Genomic DNA, 19,553 nt, shown 5'->3' on the forward strand with positions numbered 1-19,553 from the left:
TTGTTGATGCCGACGACTGCGACTATCGGAATCTCAAAACCGCTATCTGGCTGTCGGCGTAATGCCGTCGCCAACGGCGTCCATCACTTGGAGGACGGCACTGGCAGCCAGCCCTTGGGCAACCTCGCGTTGGGTCTCGTCGTCGAGGCCGGCTTCCAAATCATCAACGTCGGGCGTGTAGCCCGCGGTCACGGGGTGGCCGGCTGGGGGGTCGACCGCAACGGTGGCGGTCGGGCCGCCGTCTTGGAGTTCTGAGCCGACATGGTAGCCATCCGGGAGATACGACTCCGTCTCAGAAACGATAGCTGCGACAGCATGTCGAAGCGCGCGCTTCTGGCCGCCGGAGAGTTCGACATCAGCGGTCGGCTGGTCGTCGATGCCCATCCCGGCACCTGCCCCCGGATAGTTTCCGTTCATTGAAAGTCAAACGGAATAGGTGCGGCCGTAATAAAAAGGCGTCGGCGATCCGCCGGGGCGCGTTGGATCGATGGCGTCAACAGATCGGCTCGCTGTCGCCGTAGGCTGCGAGTACGACCGCGGCGGTGTGGCTACTACCGTCAGCATCAACGGTGGAGACAAGCGCGTCGCGATCAGTGAACTCCCACTCGCGGAGTTCACAGCCGGCATCGAGGCCGCGGCCGGCGGCAGCCTCGATGGCGTCAGGATCGGTGCCGGAGGCCTCATAAAACAGCCCTGGCCCTGGCCCGGTCGCCCACGCGATGGCGGTTGCCGCCGTCTCGGCCGCCGCATCGGGGCCGACGACAGACCGCCCCTCAACGACAGTCAGTTGATTGCCGGCCGCCCCGAGATCCGGCGCGCGGTCGACAACCTCGATCGTTGCGTCGGCCGGGATCACCGAGGAGACGGCCACAAGATTGTAGTTGTGGAGGTTCGCGTCGGCGAGGGCGGCGTCGTAGGCAGCCATCGCTGTGGGGGCGCGACCGATCCCGCCGGCGACGTGGATCGTCGTCATTACCATACCGCGGTGGCCTGACGGCTAATCGGTTACGACTCAGCAGAAGAAACGAGACGGGTCACGCAGCCGCTTGCGGATGCCACCGCCGTCAGTTGGCAGCAGCAGCGTTAGTGGCGGTACCGAACAACGCCGTCGTCTGTCTCGTTGGCGTCGAGTTTCTCGCGGGCGTCGTCGATATCCGCTCGGGAGACCGTCGTCCGGTCGTCACGGATGGCAAACATCCCGGCCTCGGTGATGAGGCTCTCGATGTCCGCGCCGCTGTAGTCGTCAAGCTCGGCTGCGAGATCCGCAAAGTCGACGTCGGTGTCAACGCTGATCTGCTGGCTGTGGATCTCAAGGATACGCTCGCGACCCTCGGCGTTGGGTTTCGGCACCTCGATGAGACGGTCGAAGCGGCCCGGGCGCAGGATGGCCTCATCCAGCATATCAAAGCGGTTCGTGGCGGCCATCAGCTGAATCTCGCCGCGCTCATCGAACCCATCCATCTCCGAGAGCAGTTGCATCATCGTTCGCTGCACCTCGGCGTCGCCGGAGGTTTTCGAGTCGGTTCGGCGGGAGGCGACAGCGTCGATCTCGTCGATGAAGACGACGGCTGGTTCGCGCTCGGCCGCCAACGAGAACAGATCGCGGACGAGCCGCGCGCCCTCGCCGATAAACTTCTGGACGAGCTCGGAGCCCGTCATCTTGATGAACGTGGCGTCGCTCTCGTTGGCGACAGCCTTCGCAAGCATCGTCTTTCCGGTTCCGGGTGGCCCATGCATCAGCACACCCGACGGTGGGTCGATGCCGACAGCGTCGAACTGCTCGGGGTTTTCGATGGCGTCCTCGACGGCTTCTCGCACCTCCGTCACCTGGTCGTCGATTCCGCCGATGTCGTCGTAGGTGACGTTGGGGGATGCGGTGACCTCCATCGCCTGCGCTCGGGCATCGGTTTCGTCATCAAGCAGCTGCTGGATGCCGAACGATTCGTTGATCGCAACACGGTCGCCGGATTCGAGTTTGTCCTCCAACTCCGGCGTTACCTCGGTAAGCACCTCTTGATTGTTGCCGTGCTGTTTGATGACGACATTGCCGTCGTCGGTCAACTCCTCGACGCTGGCAATATAAAGGGCGGCCGTCTTCAACGCCTCGTTGCGATCTTTGAGGCGGCTGACCTCATCATGGAGGTCGGTGCGCTGTTCGGTGGCTTCCGAGAGCCGTGTTTCGAGCTCCTCGTTGACAGCCATAAGCCGCTTAAAGTGTTTCTTGAGTGCTGACAGCCGCTCGGCTGGTGACATCTCAGGATCCAGATCCAGCCGCGGCCGATCGGGAATCGACGGGCTACGTGACATTCGTTATGTGGTTCGGTCTGGCGGTAAATGTGCCTTTGGGTCGCGGGGAATGTGCCGTGATACCACGGTTGATATGCGTGCTGAACACCGCCGGAGGCTCGTTCAGCGCAGCTCGTCGATCCGGTCGAGATAGGTGTCGTAGACGCCGAGAGCGGACTCGATGGGGTCAGCACTGGTCATGTCGATACCGGCGAGTTCGAGGGCCTCGATCGGGTAGACGCTGCCGCCGGCGGCCAGCATCTCGCGGTAGTCAGCGGCTGCGGCGTCGTTGACCGCGTTGTCACTGCTGTCGCCGTCGCCGAGAATCCGATCGACGATGGCAACGGCGGCGGAGATGCCGGTCGCATACTGATAGACATAAAAGTTGTAGTAGAAGTGTGGAATCCGCTGCCACTCGCGGTGAATCCGGTCGTCGATGACGGCTGGCTCGTAGTAGTCTGTTTTGAGGCCACCGTAGAGTTCGTCGAAGACATCCGGCGTCAGCGGCGCATCATTCTCGGCGCGTTCGTGGATCTGGTGTTCGAACTCCGCAAACATCGTCTGGCGGTAGAGCGTCGACCGGAACCGTTCGAGATACTCGTCGAGAACGTACAGCCGGAGTTCGTCGTCGTCGACGGTCTCAAGCAGGTGCTGTGTGAGCAGGGTCTCGTTGACCGTCGAGGCGACCTCGGCGACAAAGATCTCATAGCTTGCGTCGTGCCACGGCTGGGCCGCTTGTGCCAGCTCCGAGTGCATCGAGTGGCCCAACTCGTGGGCCAGCGTAAACATCGAGGAGATATCGTCCTGGTAGTTCAGTAGGATGAACGGCTGGGTGTCGTAGGTGCCCGATGAGAACGCGCCGGAACGCTTGCCGCGATTCTCATACACGTCGACCCAGCGGCTGTCCAGCCCCTCGGCGAGTCGATCACGGTAGGCCTCACCAAGCGGTGCGACCGCCTCGATGATCCACTCCTTCGCTTGTGTGTATTCGACATCCGGCCCCTCCTCACCGGTGATTGAGGTGTAAAGATCCCACATCCGAAGATCGTCGACACCGAGAGCATCGCGTTTGAGCTCGGCATGCCGGTGGAGGGAATCGAGGTTGTCGTGAACCGTCTCAACAAGTGTGTCGTAGACCTCGACGGGGACGTTTGGGCCGTCGAGAGCGGCTTGGCGGGCTGTCTCGTAGTTTCGGGCGCGAGCGACTTTCACATCCTTCCGCACCTGTTTTTTCAGCGATGTGCCGACGGTGTTGCGAACCGTCTCCCATTCGTCGTAGTAGGCCTCATACACTCGTTGGCGGAAGGCACGGGTTTTGTGTTTCTGGAGCGTCGTGAAGTTGGCCTGGCTGATCTCGATCTCTTCGCCGTCGGGGGCTTCGACGGTCGGGAACTCCATATCCGCATTCGACAGCATTGAGTAGATCTCACTCGGCGATGAGGTGACCTCGCCCAGCTCAGCCAGCAGCTCCTCGACTTCCTTCGATCGGGTGTGGGGCTTGCCCCGAAGCACGTCATCAAAGAAGTGCTCGTAGGCGGCGAGGGCCGGCTCTTCGTCGATGAATGCCTCGATGTCGTCGTCTGTCAGCGCCTGAAGCTCGGGTTCGATGTAGGAGGTCGCACTAGAGGCCTCCGAGGAGAGCGCTTCAGCCTTTCCCGAAAGCGCCTGATACTCCTGATTTCGCGTATCCTCACTGGAGCGAAGGTTCGCATAAACCGACAGTTGGGCGACCTCGCGCATGAGCTCCTCACGGAGCTCCAGCAGTTCCAACAGGGTTTCAGGGCTCTCGGTGACCCGTCCCTCGTAGGCGTCGAACGCCTCGATTCGCCCGGAGAGATGCTCAAACTGCTCGGCCCATGCGTCATCAGACTCGAATATCGATCCGAGTGCCCACTTGTGTTCCTCGGCGATCTCGGATCGCTCGGGTACCGTGCTCATACAGAAAGATGGCCGACAGCGCGCCTAAAGGTTGTCCTCCGCACCGTCGAGGTGAGCAGCCAACCTCGTGGTAACGCGATGGCCAACGAACGCATCGACTGCGCGCTCACCGAAGGCCGCAGCCCCACTGGCCGTGGCGTGGGGGTCGCGCTCGAAGTCGATTCCGGGATACTCGACGGCCGACAACACCAGCGGTTCGGGCGACGCCGTCTGTGGCCGCGGGTCGACCGGCGTCTCGCCGAGTAGCGAATCAATCCACGAGACGGGTTTGTTGCCGCTGCCGACGGCCTGCACGACCGCGATGAACCGACGGACGAAATGGCGCGGGAATCCGCCGGCAGCGATCGTGAATACCAACATATCGCCGTCACGGTCAAGGGTGGCGGTAAGGTCGCGCTCGGTACCGGTATCGTCGGGCGTCAAGTTGTGAAAATCGTGGAAGCCGGTGAGCGCGTCAACCGCGTCGGCCACGCGGTCGTCGTCGATGGTAGGTCGGCCGTCGAGCGTTCGGCCGTCGTCGCCGACTTCTTGGGGCGCGTAGAGCTGATAGACGTATTCGCGTCGGGTCGGGTCGTGAGTCGCATGAAAGTCGTCGGCAACGTCGGCACTCGCCCACGCCCGAATCGTCGCCGGCAACTCGCTGTTGAGCGCGCGCGGCGACAGCCAGTCGGGACACTCAAACGCAACTGTCTGGGCGACCGCCGACACGCCAGCGTCGGTGCGACCGGCGGCGGCGTAGCCGGTCGGCTTGTCGGCTTCGGGTGAGAGGATCGACAGCTCCCGGAGGGCGTCGAATAGCGCGCCCTCAACGGTCGGCACCGACGGCTGTCGCTGAAAGCCGTAGAACGGGCGGCCATCGTAGGCAAGACGGAACGCTCGCATCGGCTGTTCGTTCCACCGCGGCGGCGAAAAGGGTTCACCTGTCGCTCAGCGACGAACCGGGTTGAGAGGAGTAAGCCCCCTTCTGTTTTGACCCGACATTCGGCTGAGCAGTCGCGTCGTGTTCGGACTACCTCGGCGACCGTCGACCACTCCGCATGGCCGATCGACCGCCTGACGCGACCTTGCACCGGTGAGGATTCACCGTTCCATCCGTTCCTGCCCGTCTGGTAGGCAATGCCTACGACGGTTCGATGGCGATGCCATCGTAGCCCTCGCGGCTTCACCGCTCGGGGTAACGTGGCGCGTGGCACCACGCCCTCGACGGGTTAGCTCCATTCCCTTACGGGTCAGTTCACACGTCTCATCGGTCAGGGCAGGGGGTCTCGTTGCTGTTTCAGCGCCAGCCGTCTCCGACTCCGGACTTGCGCCCGGTCACCTGTCCGAACGGTGGGGGGACTTTCCTCATAGCCGTCACCGAGTGACAGCCACGGGGGTCGGGCTCTCTCTACCCAGCTGATATGGGCGCAGCCGTCGCATAAACGGTTCGGTGATGCGGATGGTCGGCGATCCCGGTTCCTGCACAACGAATGGGAAGAATTGAAGTCGGCAGCCCTCATGCATACCTCTATGTCCGAGGCACAGACCGTTCAGCTGAGCTATGATGACGGTGCACGAGCGGTCGAGCTTGCGCGGGAAGCAGTCGAATCGTACGTCCGCCACGGTCAACGTGAACACCCGGGAAGCATGCGAGATGCCTTCTATGCCCGAACGGGTGCGTTCGTCCGTATCCGATCAACACGCGGACGGGGACAACTCCGCGGCTGTGCTGGCGCGTATCGCACCGACGACCAGCTCGGCCACGCCATCGTCGACGCCGCGATTCAAGCCGCCTCTGGCGATTCGGCGGGCTCGGAGATCGGCGGAAAAGAGCTCTCCGATCTCTCGATTTCGGTCTGTGTCGTCAGCAACACGCTGCTGACAAACGATCCGACCGAGGATATCGAACTTGGCACCCACGGCGTTGCCCTCGACACCGGCAACGACCACGCGTGGCTGTATCCGACACTCCCCATCGAGCAAAACTGGAGTAAGGAAAAGTATCTCTCCTTGGTGTGTAAAAAGGCGAATGTCTCCCCGGTTGCCTGGCAGGATGATGATACGATGCTCACCCTTTTCGAAGGTCAAGTCTTCCGCGAGCGCCCGGATGGCGGTAGTGTCGAATCGCTCTGACTGACCGATCAAGCGTGTTACACCCGGTCTGTCCCACCGAATCCGACCAGCGACGCGTCGCGCGCCGCCCGCTTGGTAGCCCCTGACAACGACAGATCGAACTCGTCGACAACGTCGCCATCGCGGATAAGCGGCTCTAACAGCGGCTCGCCGTCGGCCGGTGGCTCGCTGTCACGGTGGCCAACGTGGTGGCCGCCAGCAGCCGTTCGATAGACCGATTTCACACCGGAGAGTTTCCCACGTTTGGAAACCGCCTCACCGTCGATAGCGACGATATCAAGCGCGAAATCCACCGGGTTGGCGTTCGATATCGCACTCCCAACCCCAAACCCGTCGGCAACGTCGCGTAGCTCCCGTAGGTCGTGAACGCCGAGGCCGCCGCTGACGAAGACATCCACGTCCTCGTGGCCGGCGGCGTCGAGCTCCCACCGTACCTCGCGGATGATGTGCCGGAAGTCGCCGCGCCGTGAGCCGGTCGTATCAAGCCGTACCCCATCGAGCGCGTCGCCGAGGGCGTCAGCCGCCCGGAGCGATTCGTCAACCTCGTCGCTGAATGTATCACAGAGGGCGATCCGTTGGGTGTCATCGCCAACGGCCGCATCGAAGGCCTGCCACGCGGCCTCCTGCTCGCCGCGACCGAAACACAGCAGGAGGGCGTGTGGCATCGTCCCGCTGGCCGCGCGGTCGATCTGGTCGCCGGCGGCGACGTGGGAGAACCCATCAAGCCCGGCCACCAGCGCGGATCGCTCGACGACCGCCGCGATCGAGGGGTGGACGTGTCGCGCGCCGAACGACAACACCGGCGAGTCGGGAGCGGCCTCCCGGACGCGCCGGGCAGCGGTTGCGATCCCCGAGGCATGCGACAGAAGGCCGAGCAGCGCGGTCTCCAGCCGGGCAAAGTCACGATACGGCCCCGAAATCCGCATGACAGGCCCACCATCGAAACAACGGCCGGGGGGGATCGCGTCGACATCGACCGCGTGATCGGCCAGCAGTGCGGCGGCGTCTTTCACACCCGCAAGCAGTTCGAACTCACCGGTCGGGAACTGGTCGGCGGTCACCTCAGCAACGACCTGAGGGGTGCGATCGGCGTGGGCAAGCGTGGCGTCGGTGCGCTCGAAATAGGCGTCGGTCGCCCGGCCGCTATGGATGGTTTCAGGCGAGATAATGTCGAGCTCGAGGTCGCGCATAGCCCGGCTTCGGTGGCGGCCATAAAAAGCCCGGTGGCCCACGGGTCGCTGTGGTCAGTCTCGCAGCGTTGTGGTCGACCACACGAGAGCCCATCCGGCAGCAAGCAACGCGAGAAGCGCGCCAGCGACACCAAAGCCGGGGCTCTGATCGGTCGTCGCCGACGGTGTGAGCCCGGGTGTGAGTTCTCGGAGCCCATCGGTCGTCAGCGCGTGGACGATCCGTACCCGGGTGTCGTCGCGTTCGATCCCGTATGCCCCGCCGAAGGCGTCGTTGTCGAGCTCGTAGACCCCAGGGTCGGTTTCGGTAGCGTTGCGTGCCGTGAGAATCGCCGTATACGCACGGTGGAACTCGGCGGCGTCATCGGTTGTCTGCCACTCGGTCGTCCAGACGTAGCCATCGTCGTTGCCGCGGCGGTAGGGGACGAGCGCGTCGCCAGCCCAGCCCGCAGCGGGTCGGGCGCTGTAGGTTCGGCTGTCGTAGTCGCCCTCTGACTCATACAGCGTGCCCGGATCGACCGTGTCGCCCCCGGCGGTCGTCGCCTGATACCAAAACATGACAAAGGTCGATGCCTCGCCGGCGACCTCCGTTCCGTTGCGGCCCGGCTCGGTGTATCGCTGCCAGCCGGCGGTCGCCGTCGACGGCGGGTCGACCGGGTGGGGATCGATCGGTTCGCGGTGGATGATCTCGCTGGTCGTCGTCGGGGGATCGGCCATTCGCTCGTCAACACCCGCCCACCCCTCTGTGGTGACGATCTCGTGGACGTAGCCCGGGCCGTCGGCGTACGGCTGGAGGACAACGGTGAGAACCCCGCGGTTGATCGCCCCGCTATCGCCGCTGGTTGGAGAGGCTCGCTGACATCGCCAACGGTCGTCGCCACACCGCTGTCTGTAGCGGGCCTCGATGTAGCCAGCCTCACCCTCATAGAGGCCGGTTACCGCCAGATCGGCATCCTGTGTCTCGCCGCTGAACCGCGGGCTGGTGAGATTGTGGCGTTGATCCTGCAGCGCGTGAGTTAGCTCGTGGATCAGTGTCGCCTCGCTGATCCGTGGGGACGCAGGATCGTCGGCGACGATGACGATCTCGTCGCGTGTCGGGCTGTAGAGCCCGTTGACCGAGCCGGTCAGCGTTTCGGTGATCGCCGTTCGCGTGCTGGTGTTGTCGCCGACGATGAACAGCGCCTTCCAGACCTGATCGTTCCAGCGCGTAAATCGCCGATCGGAGCCGTTGGCCGCCAACTCCTCGCGGCTGAAGGTCTCGCTGTCGACAACACGGATCGGCACCGACTCGGTGAACGGTTCGCCGCGGAGGTACTCGACGCGGGCCATCGAGCGGGCCAGCAGTCGGTCGCGTTCGGCAGCGTCCAGCCCGTCGACCTGCGTGACGTTGATCGGATCGTCATGGCAGATCCCATCGACACAGCCAAGGCTCGTGTTTGCGGGGTGGCTGGTCGGAGATATCGGAGGCGACGGTGTCGCCCCTGCTGCCGTCGTTGCCGTCTGCGTCGCAGGTGTCGTTGTCGTTGCTGCCGCTGCCGGAACCACAGTGCTGACGGCAAGAACAAGGGTGGCGACGACAAGCAGCGATCGACCGCGGCGATCCATACTGATCACACGTGGATGGGTCGGAAGAACGTTACTCGGCGTCAAAATCCCGGCGCATGGCGATCTTGAACCACGGACAGAGCCGCAGTTGGCGATACCATTCTGGGTGGTCGTGAAGATGATCGTAGTCGACCCACAGCAGGCCGCCGATCTCAGCTTCGTCGGGATCAAGCGTCGTGTCGTCAAGGGTGACCTGCAGGACAGCACAGACCTCCCACTCGACGCCGGCGTTCTCGTAGTAGCGTTTGTACTCAAACCGGTCGGTGAGTTCGACCTCGTCGTACTGGTCTGGGGTGACGCCAAGCTCCTCTTTAAGTCGCTGGATCGTGGCGTCGACCTGGCTTTGACCCTCGACGGGGTGTGAGGCGACGGTGCCGTCCCAGTGAGTATCCCAGAGGCGTTTGTCGGGGCTGCGCTGGGCAAGCAGGAGTCGCCCCTCGCCGTCGAAAACGAGACAGGTAAACGCCCGATGGCGGATGCCGTCGCCGGTATGGGCGTCGAGACGGTTGACAAGCTCCTGTTCGGTGTCGTCGGCGTCGACGGCGATCACGTCCTGACCGGCGTTTGCGTGGCGGTCGTCGCCGGCGTCGTCAGCACTCATAGGTTGGTATGCACACAGCGGGGTCAATAAGGGTTCGATACCGCGTCGGAACCCATCGCTGCCGGCTCAAAACAGACTTAGCATCTCAACGACCCCATCGACAGTCGTTCGTACCACGACCGCGAGTCGCGCTTGCTGCTCTCGTCGTCGTCCATACCACAACGAGTTCGGAGTCTGACAAATTTTCCTGTCGTTACCCGAGCCGTTCGTCCAGAATCAGCCGCGTTGTCGTCCCCTTGACCTCATCCAGTTCGCGGGCTTGAGTGATGAGGTCGTTGACCGCCTGCGTGTCGACGCAGTCGACAACGAGAACGATATCATCCTCGCCGGAGACCTGCCAAACGAAGTCGACTTCCTCCCAGTCGGCCATCCGCCCGGAGACCGCGCTGGTGGTGACGTTCATATCGACCGAGACTTCGATCATCGCCTTCACGTTCCCGGTGCGCGTGGTAACGGTGAACCGCTCGATGATCCCCTCGCTCGTAAGGCGATCGACGCGGTTGCGCACGGTACCCTCCGAGGTGCCGATCTCGTCGGCGATCTCGGTGTAGGGCGTCCGGGCGTCCCGCCGCAGGATCGAAAGGATCTGTCGGTCGAGATCGTCCATGCAAAATGATAGGCGAGCAGGCCCTTACCGATTACGAATTTCGTAACTAACCTTCGAACGACGCACTTATTAGCGATCACCGATACGTATCTCGTAATGTCAGATGCCTACATCGCCTTGGCCGACGGTCGCGTACTGGAAGCGCGCTGCCGCGCGCCGGGGCGCACTCGCGGCGAACTCGTGTTCACAACCGCCTACACCGGGTATGAAGAAAGCCTCACCGATCCCTCCTACGAGGAACAGGTGCTCACCTTCTCGTATCCGCTGATCGGTAACTATGGGGTGCGAGCCGACCGCTTTGAGTCCAGCCGCATCCACCCGCGTGCCGCCGTCGCTCGTGAGTTCACGGACGAGATGGCGACCTGGTTCGAATCTGAGGGGGTTCCCGCGATCGACCACATCGAGACACGTGATCTCGTGACCTCCATCCGTGAGGATGGCGCGATGAAATGCGGGATCGTCGCCGGCGAGGATGTCACCCCGGAAGACGCCAAAGCCGAGCTCGAACAGTGCAAGGAGATGAGCGACCACACCGAGATCGGCCAGCAGGTGACGACACCCGATCCGACCGTCCACCGCGGCGGCGGCGAAGCCGACGTGGCACTCATCGACTGTGGTGCGAAAGGCTCGATAACCGATTCCCTTACCGAGCGCGGCGCGGACGTCCACGTGTTGTCGTGTCAGGTCACCGCCGAGGAGATCCGCGAACTCGATCCCGATGTGCTGTTCATCTCAAACGGGCCAGGCGATCCCGCAAACTTCCAACACACCCAGTCGTTGGTTGAGGAGTTCGCCGGCGAGATCCCGATCGCCGGCATCTGTCTCGGCCAGCAGATCGTCGCCCGCGCCTTTGGCGGCGACACCGAGAAGATGGCCTTCGGCCACCGCGGCGTCAACCAACCCGTCCGCGATCTTGAGACCGACCAGGTCGTGATGACGACCCAAAATCACGGCTACACCGTTTCTGATCCGGGCGACCTTGCGGTCACCCAGCGCAACGTCAACGACGACACCGCCGAGGGGCTGGCCGACGACGATCGTGGGATCATTACCCGCCAGTACCACCCCGAGGCCAACCCTGGCCCGCATGACTCGCTTGGCTTCTTCGACGACGTGTTGGCGATGGTTGACACGCAGTCGGCTGTCACCGCCGACTGAGATACGACATCGAGGCGACCACAGAAGGCGATCGGTTCGAACCGTCCACCACGGGCCGGAAATCGGTGGTCGTTTACTCCTTGCTCACCGAGTTGTTAGTATCATGGCTGACGTGCTCGATCAGGATCTCTATGAGCGAACCAAGGCACTACTGGAACCCGGCGACATCGAGCTGGTTGGTGTAATCGTCCACACTGACCTCTCGGGCGAGGAAGACCTCGAAATGCAGGAGCTCACCGTCGACCTCAACGACGTGATCGCCACCTACACAGACAAGGGAGAAAGCTACATCTACGCCGGCAACGACGACCCCGAGTTCGCCTCCAACCAGTTTCATGGGCGCACCCTAGAGGACGACGAATTCGTCTGGGAGTGTCAACAGCTGCTGCGAGACGGCCGGTTTCATCTTGTCTTTTATTACGAGGCGACCGCCGACCACGCGGCGATCATCGAGGCGATCGAGGATCGTGACCTGTCGGTGACGCCGGTGCCGTAGTCGACCGCTGACAGCAGGCAGTGGCGACGATAACCGAGAGGTTGAGTAGGCTGGCGATCCAACTGCCGGTATGGCAGAGACGACGTTGCGAGAGTTTCTCAGCACGGATGCCCTGCTGTTGGCGGCGGTCTTGCTCGTCGGCGTCGCCGGCTCCGGGGTCGCTCGGTGGAGCCTCGGCCAACTCGGATTCACGACACTGGGTGAACTGGTCTACATCGCCGGTTACGGTGGGATGGTTGTCGTCGTCTGGTATGGCTGGATTCGGCCGCTTGATATCACCGGGCCGGAGTGACGGTACTCACATCGCAGGTGAGAAGCCGACACACCGGCGGTGACGGCGACAGAGAACGGAACTTTAATGCGCGTTTCAACGACACCTCCTACTAGGCATGCTGCCGTTATTCATCGACGCGATCCTGGTCGACTACAACATCGGGCAGTTCCTGCTGCTCGGGTTTGTCCTCACGACCCTCGGTGCACTCCCACTGAAATCACAACAGGTGATCGGCATCAACACGATGCTGTTCGGCGTGATCTTCGTGTTGACGCCGGCGTCGCTGCTGCCGAACGTCTACCTCTTTTTAGGATTGACGCTGCTGGTCATCGGGCCGATGGTCTACGTCACCGCCCGTGGATGACGGTCGTAGGCCGATACACACGACGGCAGCCACCGGCCGGCGGCGGCCGGCTTCGCTACCTTTTTTGGGCGACTGCGATAACCCCAACGCATGATTACGGTTCGGGCCCCGGCGACGAGCGCGAACCTCGGCAGCGGCTTCGATGTCTTCGGCGTCGCCTTCGACCGGCCGGCCGACATCATCCGCGTCGAACGCGCCGAGCAGACGACCATCGACATCACCGGGGTCGGCAGCCAGTATATCCCAACTGATCCCGATGCCAACACCGTCGGTGCGGTCGTTGAGGCCTTAGACGCGCCAGCGCACATCGAGATCGACAAAGGCGTCCGGCCAGCTTCGGGGCTCGGCTCCTCAGCGGCCTCAGCAGCCGGCGCGGCCGTCGCGCTCAACGAACTCTACGATCGCGGGCTCAGCCGATCGGAGCTTGTCCCAATCGCTGCCGAGGGCGAGGCGGTCGTCTCCGGGACGGCCCACGCCGACAACGTCGCCCCCTCGATCCTCGGCGGCTTCACGATCGCCACCGCCAGCGGTGTTGAATCCGTCAGCACCGATATCTCGCTTGTCGCCTGTCTGCCGGAGATCGCCGTCTCGACACGGGATGCCCGCCGGGTCGTCCCCGAAACCGCACAGATGGCGGCGGTCGTCGAGACCGTCGGCAACGCGGCGACGCTGGCCGTTGGGATGTGCCGCGGCGACCCGGGTCTCGTCGGCCGTGGGATGGATGACCCGCTGGTGACGCCCGCCCGTGCGGAGTTGATCACCGGCTACGGCGCGGTGCGGGAGGCCGCAATCAACGCCGGCGCGACCGGTGTCACTGTCAGCGGGGCCGGCCCGTCGGTGCTGGCGGTCTGTCGTGCACGCGATCAGCGAGCGGTTGGGAACGCAATGTTGACGACCTTCGATAACCACGAGGTCGACGCCCGCGTCTATCAGACGCAGGTCAGCGACGGCGCGACGATTCTGTAACGCGCGGGCTCGTTGTTACTGAAACATACGTGACAGAAGCGAAAAACAGTGCGAACAGCACAGCCAGAAACAGCGCGTCAACAGTGTTGCTGTTGTACCGAGTTAGACACCGCGGCCCTGCAGCTTTTCGTCCTCGTCAAGATCAACGTTTGCCTGCCCGCGCATGCCCTTGCCGGGATCCTTGGCGATCTCTTTCAGGGCCTCGGGATCGTCGTAGTTGTTGACCGCAGCGACAACCGAGGTGCCCATCGCTTCTGGGTTCTCCGCGCCGAAGATACCTGAGCCGACGAAGATGCCGTCACAGCCGAGTTGCATCATCAACGCGGCGTCAGCGGGTGTGGCGATCCCGCCGGCAGCAAAGTTGACGACCGGCAGCCGGCCCATCTCCGCGGTCTCGTGGACGAGCTCTCGCGGCGCGCCGTGTTCACGAGCCCACTCGTCGCGTTCCTCGTAGGCCATCTCGGCGAGCTTCCCGATCGCTCGCTGGATATTTCGCTGGTGGGTGACTGCTTGGTTCACGTCGCCGGTGCCGGCCTCACCCTTGGTGCGGATCATCGCCGCGCCCTCGTTGATCCGGCGAAGGGCCTCTGGGAGGTTTCGGGCGCCACAGACGAACGGCGCGGTGAACTCAGTTTTGTTGATATGATACCGGTCGTCGGCCTGCGTGAGCACCTCGCTTTCGTCGATCATGTCCGCGCCCGTGGCTTCAAGAATCTGCGCCTCGGCGGTATGGCCGATCCGGGATTTCCCCATCACCGGGATCGAGACCTCCTCGGCGACCGCCTCCAGCGCGCCGGGGTCGGCCATACGGGCAACACCACCGCGTTTACGGATATCCGCCGGGACGGATTCGAGATGCATCACCGCGACCGCGCCGGCATCCTCGGCGATCCGGGCCTGTTCACGGTTGACGACATCCATGATAACACCGCCTTTCTGCATCTGTGCAAAGCCGCGTTTGACCAACGAGGTACCACGCCGCAGCGTTTCTAAATCGGTTGCCTCCGACATACATACAGTAGGGGACGAACACACTTAACGGGTGCTTTTCTCGGGATTATGACGGGAGAGACGGCTAGGTGACACTGAGTAGCGCAATCGCTCAGATCAGGGCGTCTCCGAGGTAGCAGCAAAAAATGAGACGACAAATCGGCGTTGCGGCTACTCGTTGCCGAACATCTGGCGCATCATCGGATGCATCTCCATCAGCTGCTCCTCGGCGATCTCCTCGTATAGCTTGTACGTAATGGAGACCGTTAGCAGCAGCCCGGTTCCGGAGACGTTCCCGATCGTGCCGAGCATGTTCGCCATCACCGCAAGCAGGCCGACCAGCGCGCCGCCGATAACGGTCACCTGTGGGATGTACCGTTCCATGACCTTCTCGACGACCTGCGGGTTCCGGCGGAAGCCGGGGATCTGCATCCCCGAGTCTTGGATCTGCTCGGCGGTCGCCTCCGGGCCCATCCCGGTGGTTTCGACCCAGAAGATCGCAAAGATCGCCCCGCCGACGATCATGAAGATCAGGTCGATCCCGACCCGAAGACCGATCTGCCAGGGGTCGATCCCGCCGGGCGTCAGCCCGAGGAACCACATCCAATCCTGCCGCGACTGGATCGGCGCGAGGTAGTAAAACAGCCCGCCGATCGGCTGGCCGTCGCTGTACTGGCCGAGGATCGCCGGCAGCCCACTGCCAAGCTGGCTGTAGAGGATCTGGCCGACGAACTGGATATTTGCCTGCAGCGCCCGCACGAGGATCATCGGCAGAACACTCGCGTAGATCAGCTTCACCGGAAACCGGCCACGAGCGCCGCGGACACGGGTGTGGCTCAGCGGGATCTCGACCCGGACGGATTCGGCATACACGACGATCACGAAGATCAACAGCGTCGTGAACAGCGCCAGAATGCTGCCCGGATCAAACAGGATGCTCTGGAACCACTGGCCGGTAAACGTCGGGCCAAGCGAGAGGTCACCAAAGAGAATCCCATACCAGCTCGCAAGGATCCCGGTTGTCGTGCCGAGACCCTGCCAGCTGAGGATCCCACCGATGAGCTGTTGGCTCACGCCGGCGATAATGAAGAGACCGACACCGGAGCCGACCCCCCATTTGCTGACGATCTCATCCAAAAACAGGATCAGAATACCGCCAACGAACACCTGCGCGAAGATGATCAGCTGCACCCCAAAGGTGCCAACCCCAAGCGATTGGCCAAGGGCTTGATTCGCCGGGAGGAAGCCGCCGCTGAACACCATCGGCGCGGCGGTCAGTGCCGTCATGACGACGACGAGGAACTTCTGGAGCCCCTGATAGAGGATCTGATCGCGTGGATCATTGTCCGTATCAAGACCAAGGAGGTTCGCACCACCGAGCAGCTGCAGGACGATCGAGGCGGTGACGATCGGGCCGATCCCGACCTGCAGGATCGAGCCCTGCCCGCCAGCGATAATCGAGCGGAACTGTCCGAAGATGTCGCTGCCTTGGCCACCCAAGCCGAACAGCTGGATGTTCGTCAGGAAGAAATACACCATGAGGACACTCGCGGTCCACAGGAGCTTCCGTTTGAACGGGACGTGGCCCTCCGGCCGTGCCACTGTCGGCATGCGGGTGAGAACCGGTTCGGCGGCCTCCTTCCAACCCATGTATTAGTCCTCGTCAGAGTCGTCGTTTACATCTTCCGCTTTCTGGCCTGCCTCGGTGAGTTCCGCCGCGCCGCCGGCGTCTTCGAGCAGCGCGACAGCATCAGCACTGAAGGCGTCGGCGGTGACGACCAGCTCGTTGCGAACCTGGCCGTCGCCGAGTACCTTCACCACGTCGACATCGTGGCCGGCGTCGGCAACGTCGCGGGCGTCGATGACGTAGGCGTCATCGTCGGTTTCCGCAACGCCGTCGGCTGCCAGCAGTGCCGCGTCCTCATCGAGCTTCTGGACGCTGATCTCCGCAACCGAATCCTGCAGCGAGTCCGGTCGGGTGAAACCGTGTTTGCCGATCGGCTTGTAGTTGTGGAACTCGTGTTTGTCACGACCCGCGCGGCCGCGGCCGCCACGGTGGCCGGCACCGCGGCCGTTCTTGTGGGAGCCGCCGCTGTGGGTACGGGAGCCGCGTTGTCTGCGTTTTTTCGATCCCATTATCGCATCGCCTCCAGCAGCGCGTCGATAGCCTCGGTCTCATGACGGCCCAGCTGGCCGCCCTCAATGACCGGGTGTTTGATGCCGTCGTGACCGCCACGTGGCGGGTGCAGTCGGACGACCGGGGCGAGACCTTCGTCTCGAAGCGTCGTCTCCTCGTCGACGAGCGCTGTCGCAAGCGCGTCGACATCGGCGTACTCGGTGTTGTCGGCGACCCACGCGTCGTCGATGTCGCCGTTACCTGTCTCGGGCTCGCCACGGCGACGAATAAGCGTGGCCACCGTCGCAACGCTCGGTTCGCCGAAGGCAACGTAGTCGTTGACCTTCGTGATCATGCCGCGGTAGGGGTCGGTCTCAGGCACAAACGTGACGTGGTTGCTGCTGTGGAGATTCAACATTTCCAGGGTGTCACGCACGTCCTGTGACATGTTGACCTCACCGCGGAGTTGGACGATCGCTTGCATTATTGGTTGGCCTCCTGTTGGACGGCTTGTGCGCGCTGTGGTGTCCGCGCCTCGCCGGCGTTCTCCAAGGCGTTGTAGGTTGCCTTGGCGAGATTGAGCGTCGTCCGGGTGTTGCCGTGCGACTGTGTCCAGGCGTCCTGAACACCAGCCAACTCAAGGATGTACCGGACGGTTTCGGCCGCGGCCAGCCCGAGCCCCTGTGGGGCGGGCTTGACCTGCACGGTCACCGAGCCGGCTTTCCCCGCAGCTTTCCGGGTCAGGGAGTTGACGCCACCGGCGGAATCCTCCCAAGAACCCGAGCCACGGTCAACCTTGATAATGTTCATCTTAGCGACATCGATGGCTTTCTCGATGGCACCGCCGACCTGCTCGTCGCGGGCCTGGGCGTAGCCGAGATAGCCGTCACGGTTGCCGATGACACAGACACAGCGGAATTTGACCCGGCGACCCGAGTCGGTCATCCGCTGCACCATGTTGATGTCAAGCACCTCATCTTCCAGTCCCGGCAAGAGTTGGTCGACGAGTTCCGGCTCCTTCAGCGGGAGGCCGGACTCCATGGCCTGATCCATCGTCGTGATATCGCCATCCTGTACCTTGCGGCCGAGCCGCGTGCGCGGCTCCCAGCCGTTGTTGTTACTTTGGCTCATGCGTCCTCCTGCAGTGTCTCGAGCACATCGTCGAAGTGCTCAGGTAGTTCCGTGGCGTCGAATGCCCCGCTGTAGAGCGGCTCGTCCAACTGCTCGGCGTAGTCGGCGATATGCTCGCCGCGATTACGCGACCAGTCGGCCAAGACGTCGTCGCTGTGGGGGATTTCGAGGCCCGCGTCGATCGCTCCTTCCTGTACCGAAAACACCTTGTTACCCGGCGTTGCCGTATGCAGCCCGATGTCGAGGACGGCCTCGCTGTGGCCGGCTTCGACCGCGCGGCTGCCCAAGAGGTAGCCGGTCAGATACGCGCTGGGAACGTTGCCCGTTGGGGCCTCCCAGCCGTAGTCGTCGAGCTCCTCGCTTGTGGCGGCAACGTGGGTGATATCGCCGTTAGGGCCGGTGGTGATCAGCTGCGCCCTGACATGGCTGTTGCTCGTCCGAGCGACCAGACGGGGATCACCGGATTTCAACAGGCGCAACCGCTGGTGGTAATCAGTGCGACCCTCACGGCGGCGGCGCATCGGCACGCTGTATCGTGGTCCAGTTGCCATTATGCGTTCACCTCAATGCCGTAGTTCGTTCGCACGTACGCTTCCAGCCGGTCAACACTGTCAAACTCGCCACCGCTGGCTTTGTTGTACAGCTCGCGGTACTGTGTTCGGTCGATCGTTCCCTCCTCGCGAAGCTCCTTGAGGCGGGCGCGCTGGGCGCGAATGCGGGCGACCCAGTCGTCCTTCCGTGCCTCACGGGCCCCGGATTTCCCTTTGCGGGAGCCGGCACCGGTCTGGTGGCCGTAAGCACGCTTTTCGGCGCGTTCTCGCGCGCGGCCACGGGAGTTCGTCTTCGCATCCTTCGCGCGAATGATCCCCTCGTCGACAAGTTCGCGGATGTCGTCGCGGGTGATCGCTTCGGCGATTGCTTCTTGTTCGCCGGGATCGAGCCAGACGCGGTTTTCGCCGACATCGAGGATGTCAGCGGCCAGCCGCTTCTGGGAACCAAGATCAGTCATCGGATTCGACCTCCACTTCGATGTAGGTTGGGTTCAGCACGCGGATCTCTTCGTCTTCACAGATCTCCTCGATCCGTTCGCGCTTCCGCTCGCCGACCTTGCTGGCGATCCGCACCGCTTGGGTGTCGCCATCAACATCGTCGAGGTCGTCGGTGTTGTGGACACGAACCTCCTCGAAGCCGCTGGGGTGGAGCCCGCGGGCGGCTTTCGGCGATCGGAAGCCGGGGGCGACCTTCGGGCCGCGGCTCTTCATGCCGCGTCGCTGTTTCGAGAGGGTGCCACGCGGCGCGCGCCAGGATTCCGGCGTGCGCTTTTTCATGTGGTAGTCGTCTCGCTTGAAGGCGGGTTTGCCCTCACGTCGCTTCTGTTGGAGTGCCGATTCGGTCTCCTCATCAAGATCGGGCGTCTTGTCAGCGTGACCGCGAGCCCGAAGCTCGGTTTCGACATCCTCGTCGGAGTCGGCCTCGGCGGCCGCTTCCTCGGTGTCGTCTTCGACCTCGGCCTCGGTTTCCTCGCTGACCTCAAGATCGCCGACGCCGGCTTTGATTCGCGCGGCAAGCGCGTTGCCAACGCCGTCGACCTCACCCAGTTCGCCCTGGCTGGCGGCTTGGATGTCCTCAACGGACTCGTAGCCGGCCGCCCGCAGCGCGTCAGCCTTCGAGGGGCCGACACCGCTGATATCTTCAAGGGATTCGGGGGCGTCGTCAGCCATC

The 19,553-nt window shown here is 63.2% G+C and carries 23 protein-coding genes and 1 other RNA gene; 6 read left to right on the top strand and 18 right to left on the bottom strand.

The window, feature by feature from the left end; translation table 11 throughout:
- Positions 1-42: 42 nt before the first annotated feature.
- The 6 genes from DP106_RS05795 to rnpB form a co-directional block, all read right to left on the bottom strand.
- Complete coding sequence (locus tag DP106_RS05795) at positions 43-417, bottom strand: DUF5811 family protein (RefSeq protein ID WP_120084003.1); 375 nt, start codon at positions 415-417, stop codon at positions 43-45.
- A 76-nt stretch (positions 418-493) separates the two neighbouring features.
- Positions 494-973, bottom strand: coding sequence for a pyruvoyl-dependent arginine decarboxylase (locus DP106_RS05800; protein ID WP_120084005.1), 480 nt, complete (start codon positions 971-973; stop codon positions 494-496).
- A gap of 110 nt (positions 974-1,083) precedes the next feature.
- Positions 1,084-2,307, bottom strand: a complete 1,224-nt coding sequence (pan2, locus tag DP106_RS05805) for a proteasome-activating nucleotidase Pan2 (RefSeq protein ID WP_120084006.1) — start codon at positions 2,305-2,307, stop codon at positions 1,084-1,086.
- 102 nt (positions 2,308-2,409) lie between these two features.
- Positions 2,410-4,224, bottom strand: a complete 1,815-nt coding sequence (gene pepF / locus DP106_RS05810; RefSeq protein ID WP_120084007.1) for an oligoendopeptidase F — start codon at positions 4,222-4,224, stop codon at positions 2,410-2,412.
- A 24-nt stretch (positions 4,225-4,248) separates the two neighbouring features.
- Positions 4,249-5,106 carry a tRNA pseudouridine(38-40) synthase TruA gene (truA, locus tag DP106_RS05815; protein ID WP_120084008.1) on the bottom strand — a complete coding sequence of 286 codons (858 nt, stop codon included), beginning with the start codon at positions 5,104-5,106 and terminating at the stop codon, positions 4,249-4,251.
- Between the two features lie 59 nt (positions 5,107-5,165).
- An RNA gene (gene rnpB, locus DP106_RS05820) (RNase P RNA component) lies at positions 5,166-5,616 on the bottom strand.
- A 117-nt stretch (positions 5,617-5,733) separates the two neighbouring features.
- Here rnpB and DP106_RS05825 point away from each other — a divergent pair.
- On the top strand, positions 5,734-6,336 hold the full coding sequence (locus DP106_RS05825) for a TIGR00296 family protein (RefSeq protein WP_120084009.1): 603 nt from the start codon (positions 5,734-5,736) through the stop codon (positions 6,334-6,336).
- A gap of 17 nt (positions 6,337-6,353) precedes the next feature.
- Here DP106_RS05825 and DP106_RS05830 read toward each other — a convergent pair whose 3' ends face one another.
- The 4 genes from DP106_RS05830 to DP106_RS05845 form a co-directional block, all read right to left on the bottom strand.
- Complete coding sequence (locus DP106_RS05830) at positions 6,354-7,526, bottom strand: nicotinate phosphoribosyltransferase (protein WP_120084010.1); 1,173 nt, start codon at positions 7,524-7,526, stop codon at positions 6,354-6,356.
- Between the two features lie 54 nt (positions 7,527-7,580).
- Positions 7,581-9,128 (bottom strand): Hvo_1808 family surface protein, encoded by a 1,548-nt coding sequence (locus DP106_RS05835; RefSeq protein ID WP_120084012.1) that lies wholly within the window; start codon positions 9,126-9,128, stop codon positions 7,581-7,583.
- Between the two features lie 31 nt (positions 9,129-9,159).
- The gene (locus tag DP106_RS05840) at positions 9,160-9,729 is read right to left on the bottom strand and encodes an NUDIX hydrolase (protein ID WP_120084013.1); all 570 of its coding nucleotides are present in this window, start codon (positions 9,727-9,729) and stop codon (positions 9,160-9,162) included.
- 193 nt (positions 9,730-9,922) lie between these two features.
- The gene (locus DP106_RS05845) at positions 9,923-10,336 is read right to left on the bottom strand and encodes an Lrp/AsnC family transcriptional regulator (RefSeq protein WP_120084014.1); all 414 of its coding nucleotides are present in this window, start codon (positions 10,334-10,336) and stop codon (positions 9,923-9,925) included.
- Between the two features lie 96 nt (positions 10,337-10,432).
- Here DP106_RS05845 and carA point away from each other — a divergent pair, with 96 nt between their 5' ends.
- The 5 genes from carA to DP106_RS05870 all read left to right on the top strand — a co-directional run bounded on the left by carA (position 10,433) and on the right by DP106_RS05870 (position 13,594).
- Positions 10,433-11,494: a glutamine-hydrolyzing carbamoyl-phosphate synthase small subunit gene (gene carA, locus DP106_RS05850; protein WP_120084015.1), complete on the top strand. Its 1,062-nt coding sequence runs from the start codon at positions 10,433-10,435 to the stop codon at positions 11,492-11,494.
- 103 nt (positions 11,495-11,597) lie between these two features.
- Positions 11,598-11,990, top strand: coding sequence for a DUF5778 family protein (locus DP106_RS05855; protein ID WP_120084017.1), 393 nt, complete (start codon positions 11,598-11,600; stop codon positions 11,988-11,990).
- A 70-nt stretch (positions 11,991-12,060) separates the two neighbouring features.
- The gene (locus DP106_RS05860) at positions 12,061-12,282 is read left to right on the top strand and encodes a hypothetical protein (RefSeq protein WP_120084018.1); all 222 of its coding nucleotides are present in this window, start codon (positions 12,061-12,063) and stop codon (positions 12,280-12,282) included.
- A gap of 97 nt (positions 12,283-12,379) precedes the next feature.
- Positions 12,380-12,628 carry a hypothetical protein gene (locus DP106_RS05865; protein ID WP_120084019.1) on the top strand — a complete coding sequence of 83 codons (249 nt, stop codon included), beginning with the start codon at positions 12,380-12,382 and terminating at the stop codon, positions 12,626-12,628.
- Between the two features lie 90 nt (positions 12,629-12,718).
- Positions 12,719-13,594 (top strand): homoserine kinase, encoded by an 876-nt coding sequence (locus tag DP106_RS05870; RefSeq protein WP_120084021.1) that lies wholly within the window; start codon positions 12,719-12,721, stop codon positions 13,592-13,594.
- Positions 13,595-13,696: 102 nt separating this feature from the next.
- On the opposite strand, the gene pdxS is transcribed toward DP106_RS05870, so the two are convergent.
- The 8 genes from pdxS to DP106_RS05910 all read right to left on the bottom strand — a co-directional run bounded on the left by pdxS (position 13,697) and on the right by DP106_RS05910 (position 19,552).
- Positions 13,697-14,605: a pyridoxal 5'-phosphate synthase lyase subunit PdxS gene (gene pdxS, locus DP106_RS05875; RefSeq protein WP_120084022.1), complete on the bottom strand. Its 909-nt coding sequence runs from the start codon at positions 14,603-14,605 to the stop codon at positions 13,697-13,699.
- A 150-nt stretch (positions 14,606-14,755) separates the two neighbouring features.
- Positions 14,756-16,234, bottom strand: coding sequence for a preprotein translocase subunit SecY (gene secY, locus DP106_RS05880; protein ID WP_120084024.1), 1,479 nt, complete (start codon positions 16,232-16,234; stop codon positions 14,756-14,758).
- Between the two features lie 3 nt (positions 16,235-16,237).
- Positions 16,238-16,720, bottom strand: coding sequence for an uL15m family ribosomal protein (locus tag DP106_RS05885; protein WP_120084025.1), 483 nt, complete (start codon positions 16,718-16,720; stop codon positions 16,238-16,240).
- Positions 16,720-17,184 (bottom strand): 50S ribosomal protein L30, encoded by a 465-nt coding sequence (gene rpmD, locus DP106_RS05890; RefSeq protein WP_120084026.1) that lies wholly within the window; start codon positions 17,182-17,184, stop codon positions 16,720-16,722. Before rpmD ends, DP106_RS05885 begins: the two co-directional genes overlap by 1 nt.
- Positions 17,184-17,831, bottom strand: a complete 648-nt coding sequence (locus DP106_RS05895) for a 30S ribosomal protein S5 (RefSeq protein WP_120084028.1) — start codon at positions 17,829-17,831, stop codon at positions 17,184-17,186. The genes rpmD and DP106_RS05895 overlap by 1 nt, the downstream gene beginning before the upstream one ends.
- A complete protein-coding gene (locus tag DP106_RS05900) occupies positions 17,828-18,382 on the bottom strand; it encodes a 50S ribosomal protein L18 (protein ID WP_120084029.1) in 555 nt (184 codons plus the stop codon). The genes DP106_RS05895 and DP106_RS05900 overlap by 4 nt, the downstream gene beginning before the upstream one ends.
- A complete protein-coding gene (locus DP106_RS05905; RefSeq protein WP_120084030.1) occupies positions 18,382-18,840 on the bottom strand; it encodes a 50S ribosomal protein L19e in 459 nt (152 codons plus the stop codon). The genes DP106_RS05900 and DP106_RS05905 overlap by 1 nt, the downstream gene beginning before the upstream one ends.
- Positions 18,833-19,552, bottom strand: coding sequence for a 50S ribosomal protein L32e (locus DP106_RS05910; RefSeq protein WP_120084032.1), 720 nt, complete (start codon positions 19,550-19,552; stop codon positions 18,833-18,835). The genes DP106_RS05905 and DP106_RS05910 overlap by 8 nt, the downstream gene beginning before the upstream one ends.
- Position 19,553 lies beyond the last annotated feature (1 nt).

Source organism: Halonotius pteroides, assembly GCF_003605635.1.
In the GTDB taxonomy this organism is placed as follows: Archaea; Halobacteriota; Halobacteria; order Halobacteriales; family Haloferacaceae; genus Halonotius; species Halonotius pteroides.

Bases quoted from the DNA above. Each gene is read 5' to 3' on its own strand.
- DP106_RS05800 (WP_120084005.1), bottom strand. From the start codon at position 973: ATGACGACGATCCACGTCGCCGGCGGGATCGGTCGCGCCCCCACAGCG.
- DP106_RS05840 (WP_120084013.1), bottom strand. From the start codon at position 9,729: ATGAGTGCTGACGACGCCGGCGACGACCGCCACGCAAACGCCGGTCAG.
- carA (WP_120084015.1), top strand. From the start codon at position 10,433: ATGTCAGATGCCTACATCGCCTTGGCCGACGGTCGCGTACTGGAAGCG.
- DP106_RS05900 (WP_120084029.1), bottom strand. From the start codon at position 18,382: ATGGCAACTGGACCACGATACAGCGTGCCGATGCGCCGCCGCCGTGAG.
- DP106_RS05825 (WP_120084009.1), top strand. From the start codon at position 5,734: ATGTCCGAGGCACAGACCGTTCAGCTGAGCTATGATGACGGTGCACGA.
- DP106_RS05885 (WP_120084025.1), bottom strand. From the start codon at position 16,720: ATGGGATCGAAAAAACGCAGACAACGCGGCTCCCGTACCCACAGCGGC.
- pepF (WP_120084007.1), bottom strand. From the start codon at position 4,224: ATGAGCACGGTACCCGAGCGATCCGAGATCGCCGAGGAACACAAGTGG.
- DP106_RS05845 (WP_120084014.1), bottom strand. From the start codon at position 10,336: ATGGACGATCTCGACCGACAGATCCTTTCGATCCTGCGGCGGGACGCC.
- truA (WP_120084008.1), bottom strand. From the start codon at position 5,106: ATGCGAGCGTTCCGTCTTGCCTACGATGGCCGCCCGTTCTACGGCTTT.
- DP106_RS05865 (WP_120084019.1), top strand. From the start codon at position 12,380: ATGCTGCCGTTATTCATCGACGCGATCCTGGTCGACTACAACATCGGG.
- DP106_RS05855 (WP_120084017.1), top strand. From the start codon at position 11,598: ATGGCTGACGTGCTCGATCAGGATCTCTATGAGCGAACCAAGGCACTA.
- pan2 (WP_120084006.1), bottom strand. From the start codon at position 2,307: ATGTCACGTAGCCCGTCGATTCCCGATCGGCCGCGGCTGGATCTGGAT.
- rpmD (WP_120084026.1), bottom strand. From the start codon at position 17,184: ATGCAAGCGATCGTCCAACTCCGCGGTGAGGTCAACATGTCACAGGAC.
- DP106_RS05830 (WP_120084010.1), bottom strand. From the start codon at position 7,526: ATGCGCGACCTCGAGCTCGACATTATCTCGCCTGAAACCATCCATAGC.
- DP106_RS05910 (WP_120084032.1), bottom strand. From the start codon at position 19,552: ATGGCTGACGACGCCCCCGAATCCCTTGAAGATATCAGCGGTGTCGGC.
- secY (WP_120084024.1), bottom strand. From the start codon at position 16,234: ATGGGTTGGAAGGAGGCCGCCGAACCGGTTCTCACCCGCATGCCGACA.
- DP106_RS05870 (WP_120084021.1), top strand. From the start codon at position 12,719: ATGATTACGGTTCGGGCCCCGGCGACGAGCGCGAACCTCGGCAGCGGC.
- DP106_RS05860 (WP_120084018.1), top strand. From the start codon at position 12,061: ATGGCAGAGACGACGTTGCGAGAGTTTCTCAGCACGGATGCCCTGCTG.
- DP106_RS05905 (WP_120084030.1), bottom strand. From the start codon at position 18,840: ATGACTGATCTTGGTTCCCAGAAGCGGCTGGCCGCTGACATCCTCGAT.
- DP106_RS05835 (WP_120084012.1), bottom strand. From the start codon at position 9,128: ATGGATCGCCGCGGTCGATCGCTGCTTGTCGTCGCCACCCTTGTTCTT.
- DP106_RS05795 (WP_120084003.1), bottom strand. From the start codon at position 417: ATGAACGGAAACTATCCGGGGGCAGGTGCCGGGATGGGCATCGACGAC.
- DP106_RS05895 (WP_120084028.1), bottom strand. From the start codon at position 17,831: ATGAGCCAAAGTAACAACAACGGCTGGGAGCCGCGCACGCGGCTCGGC.
- pdxS (WP_120084022.1), bottom strand. From the start codon at position 14,605: ATGTCGGAGGCAACCGATTTAGAAACGCTGCGGCGTGGTACCTCGTTG.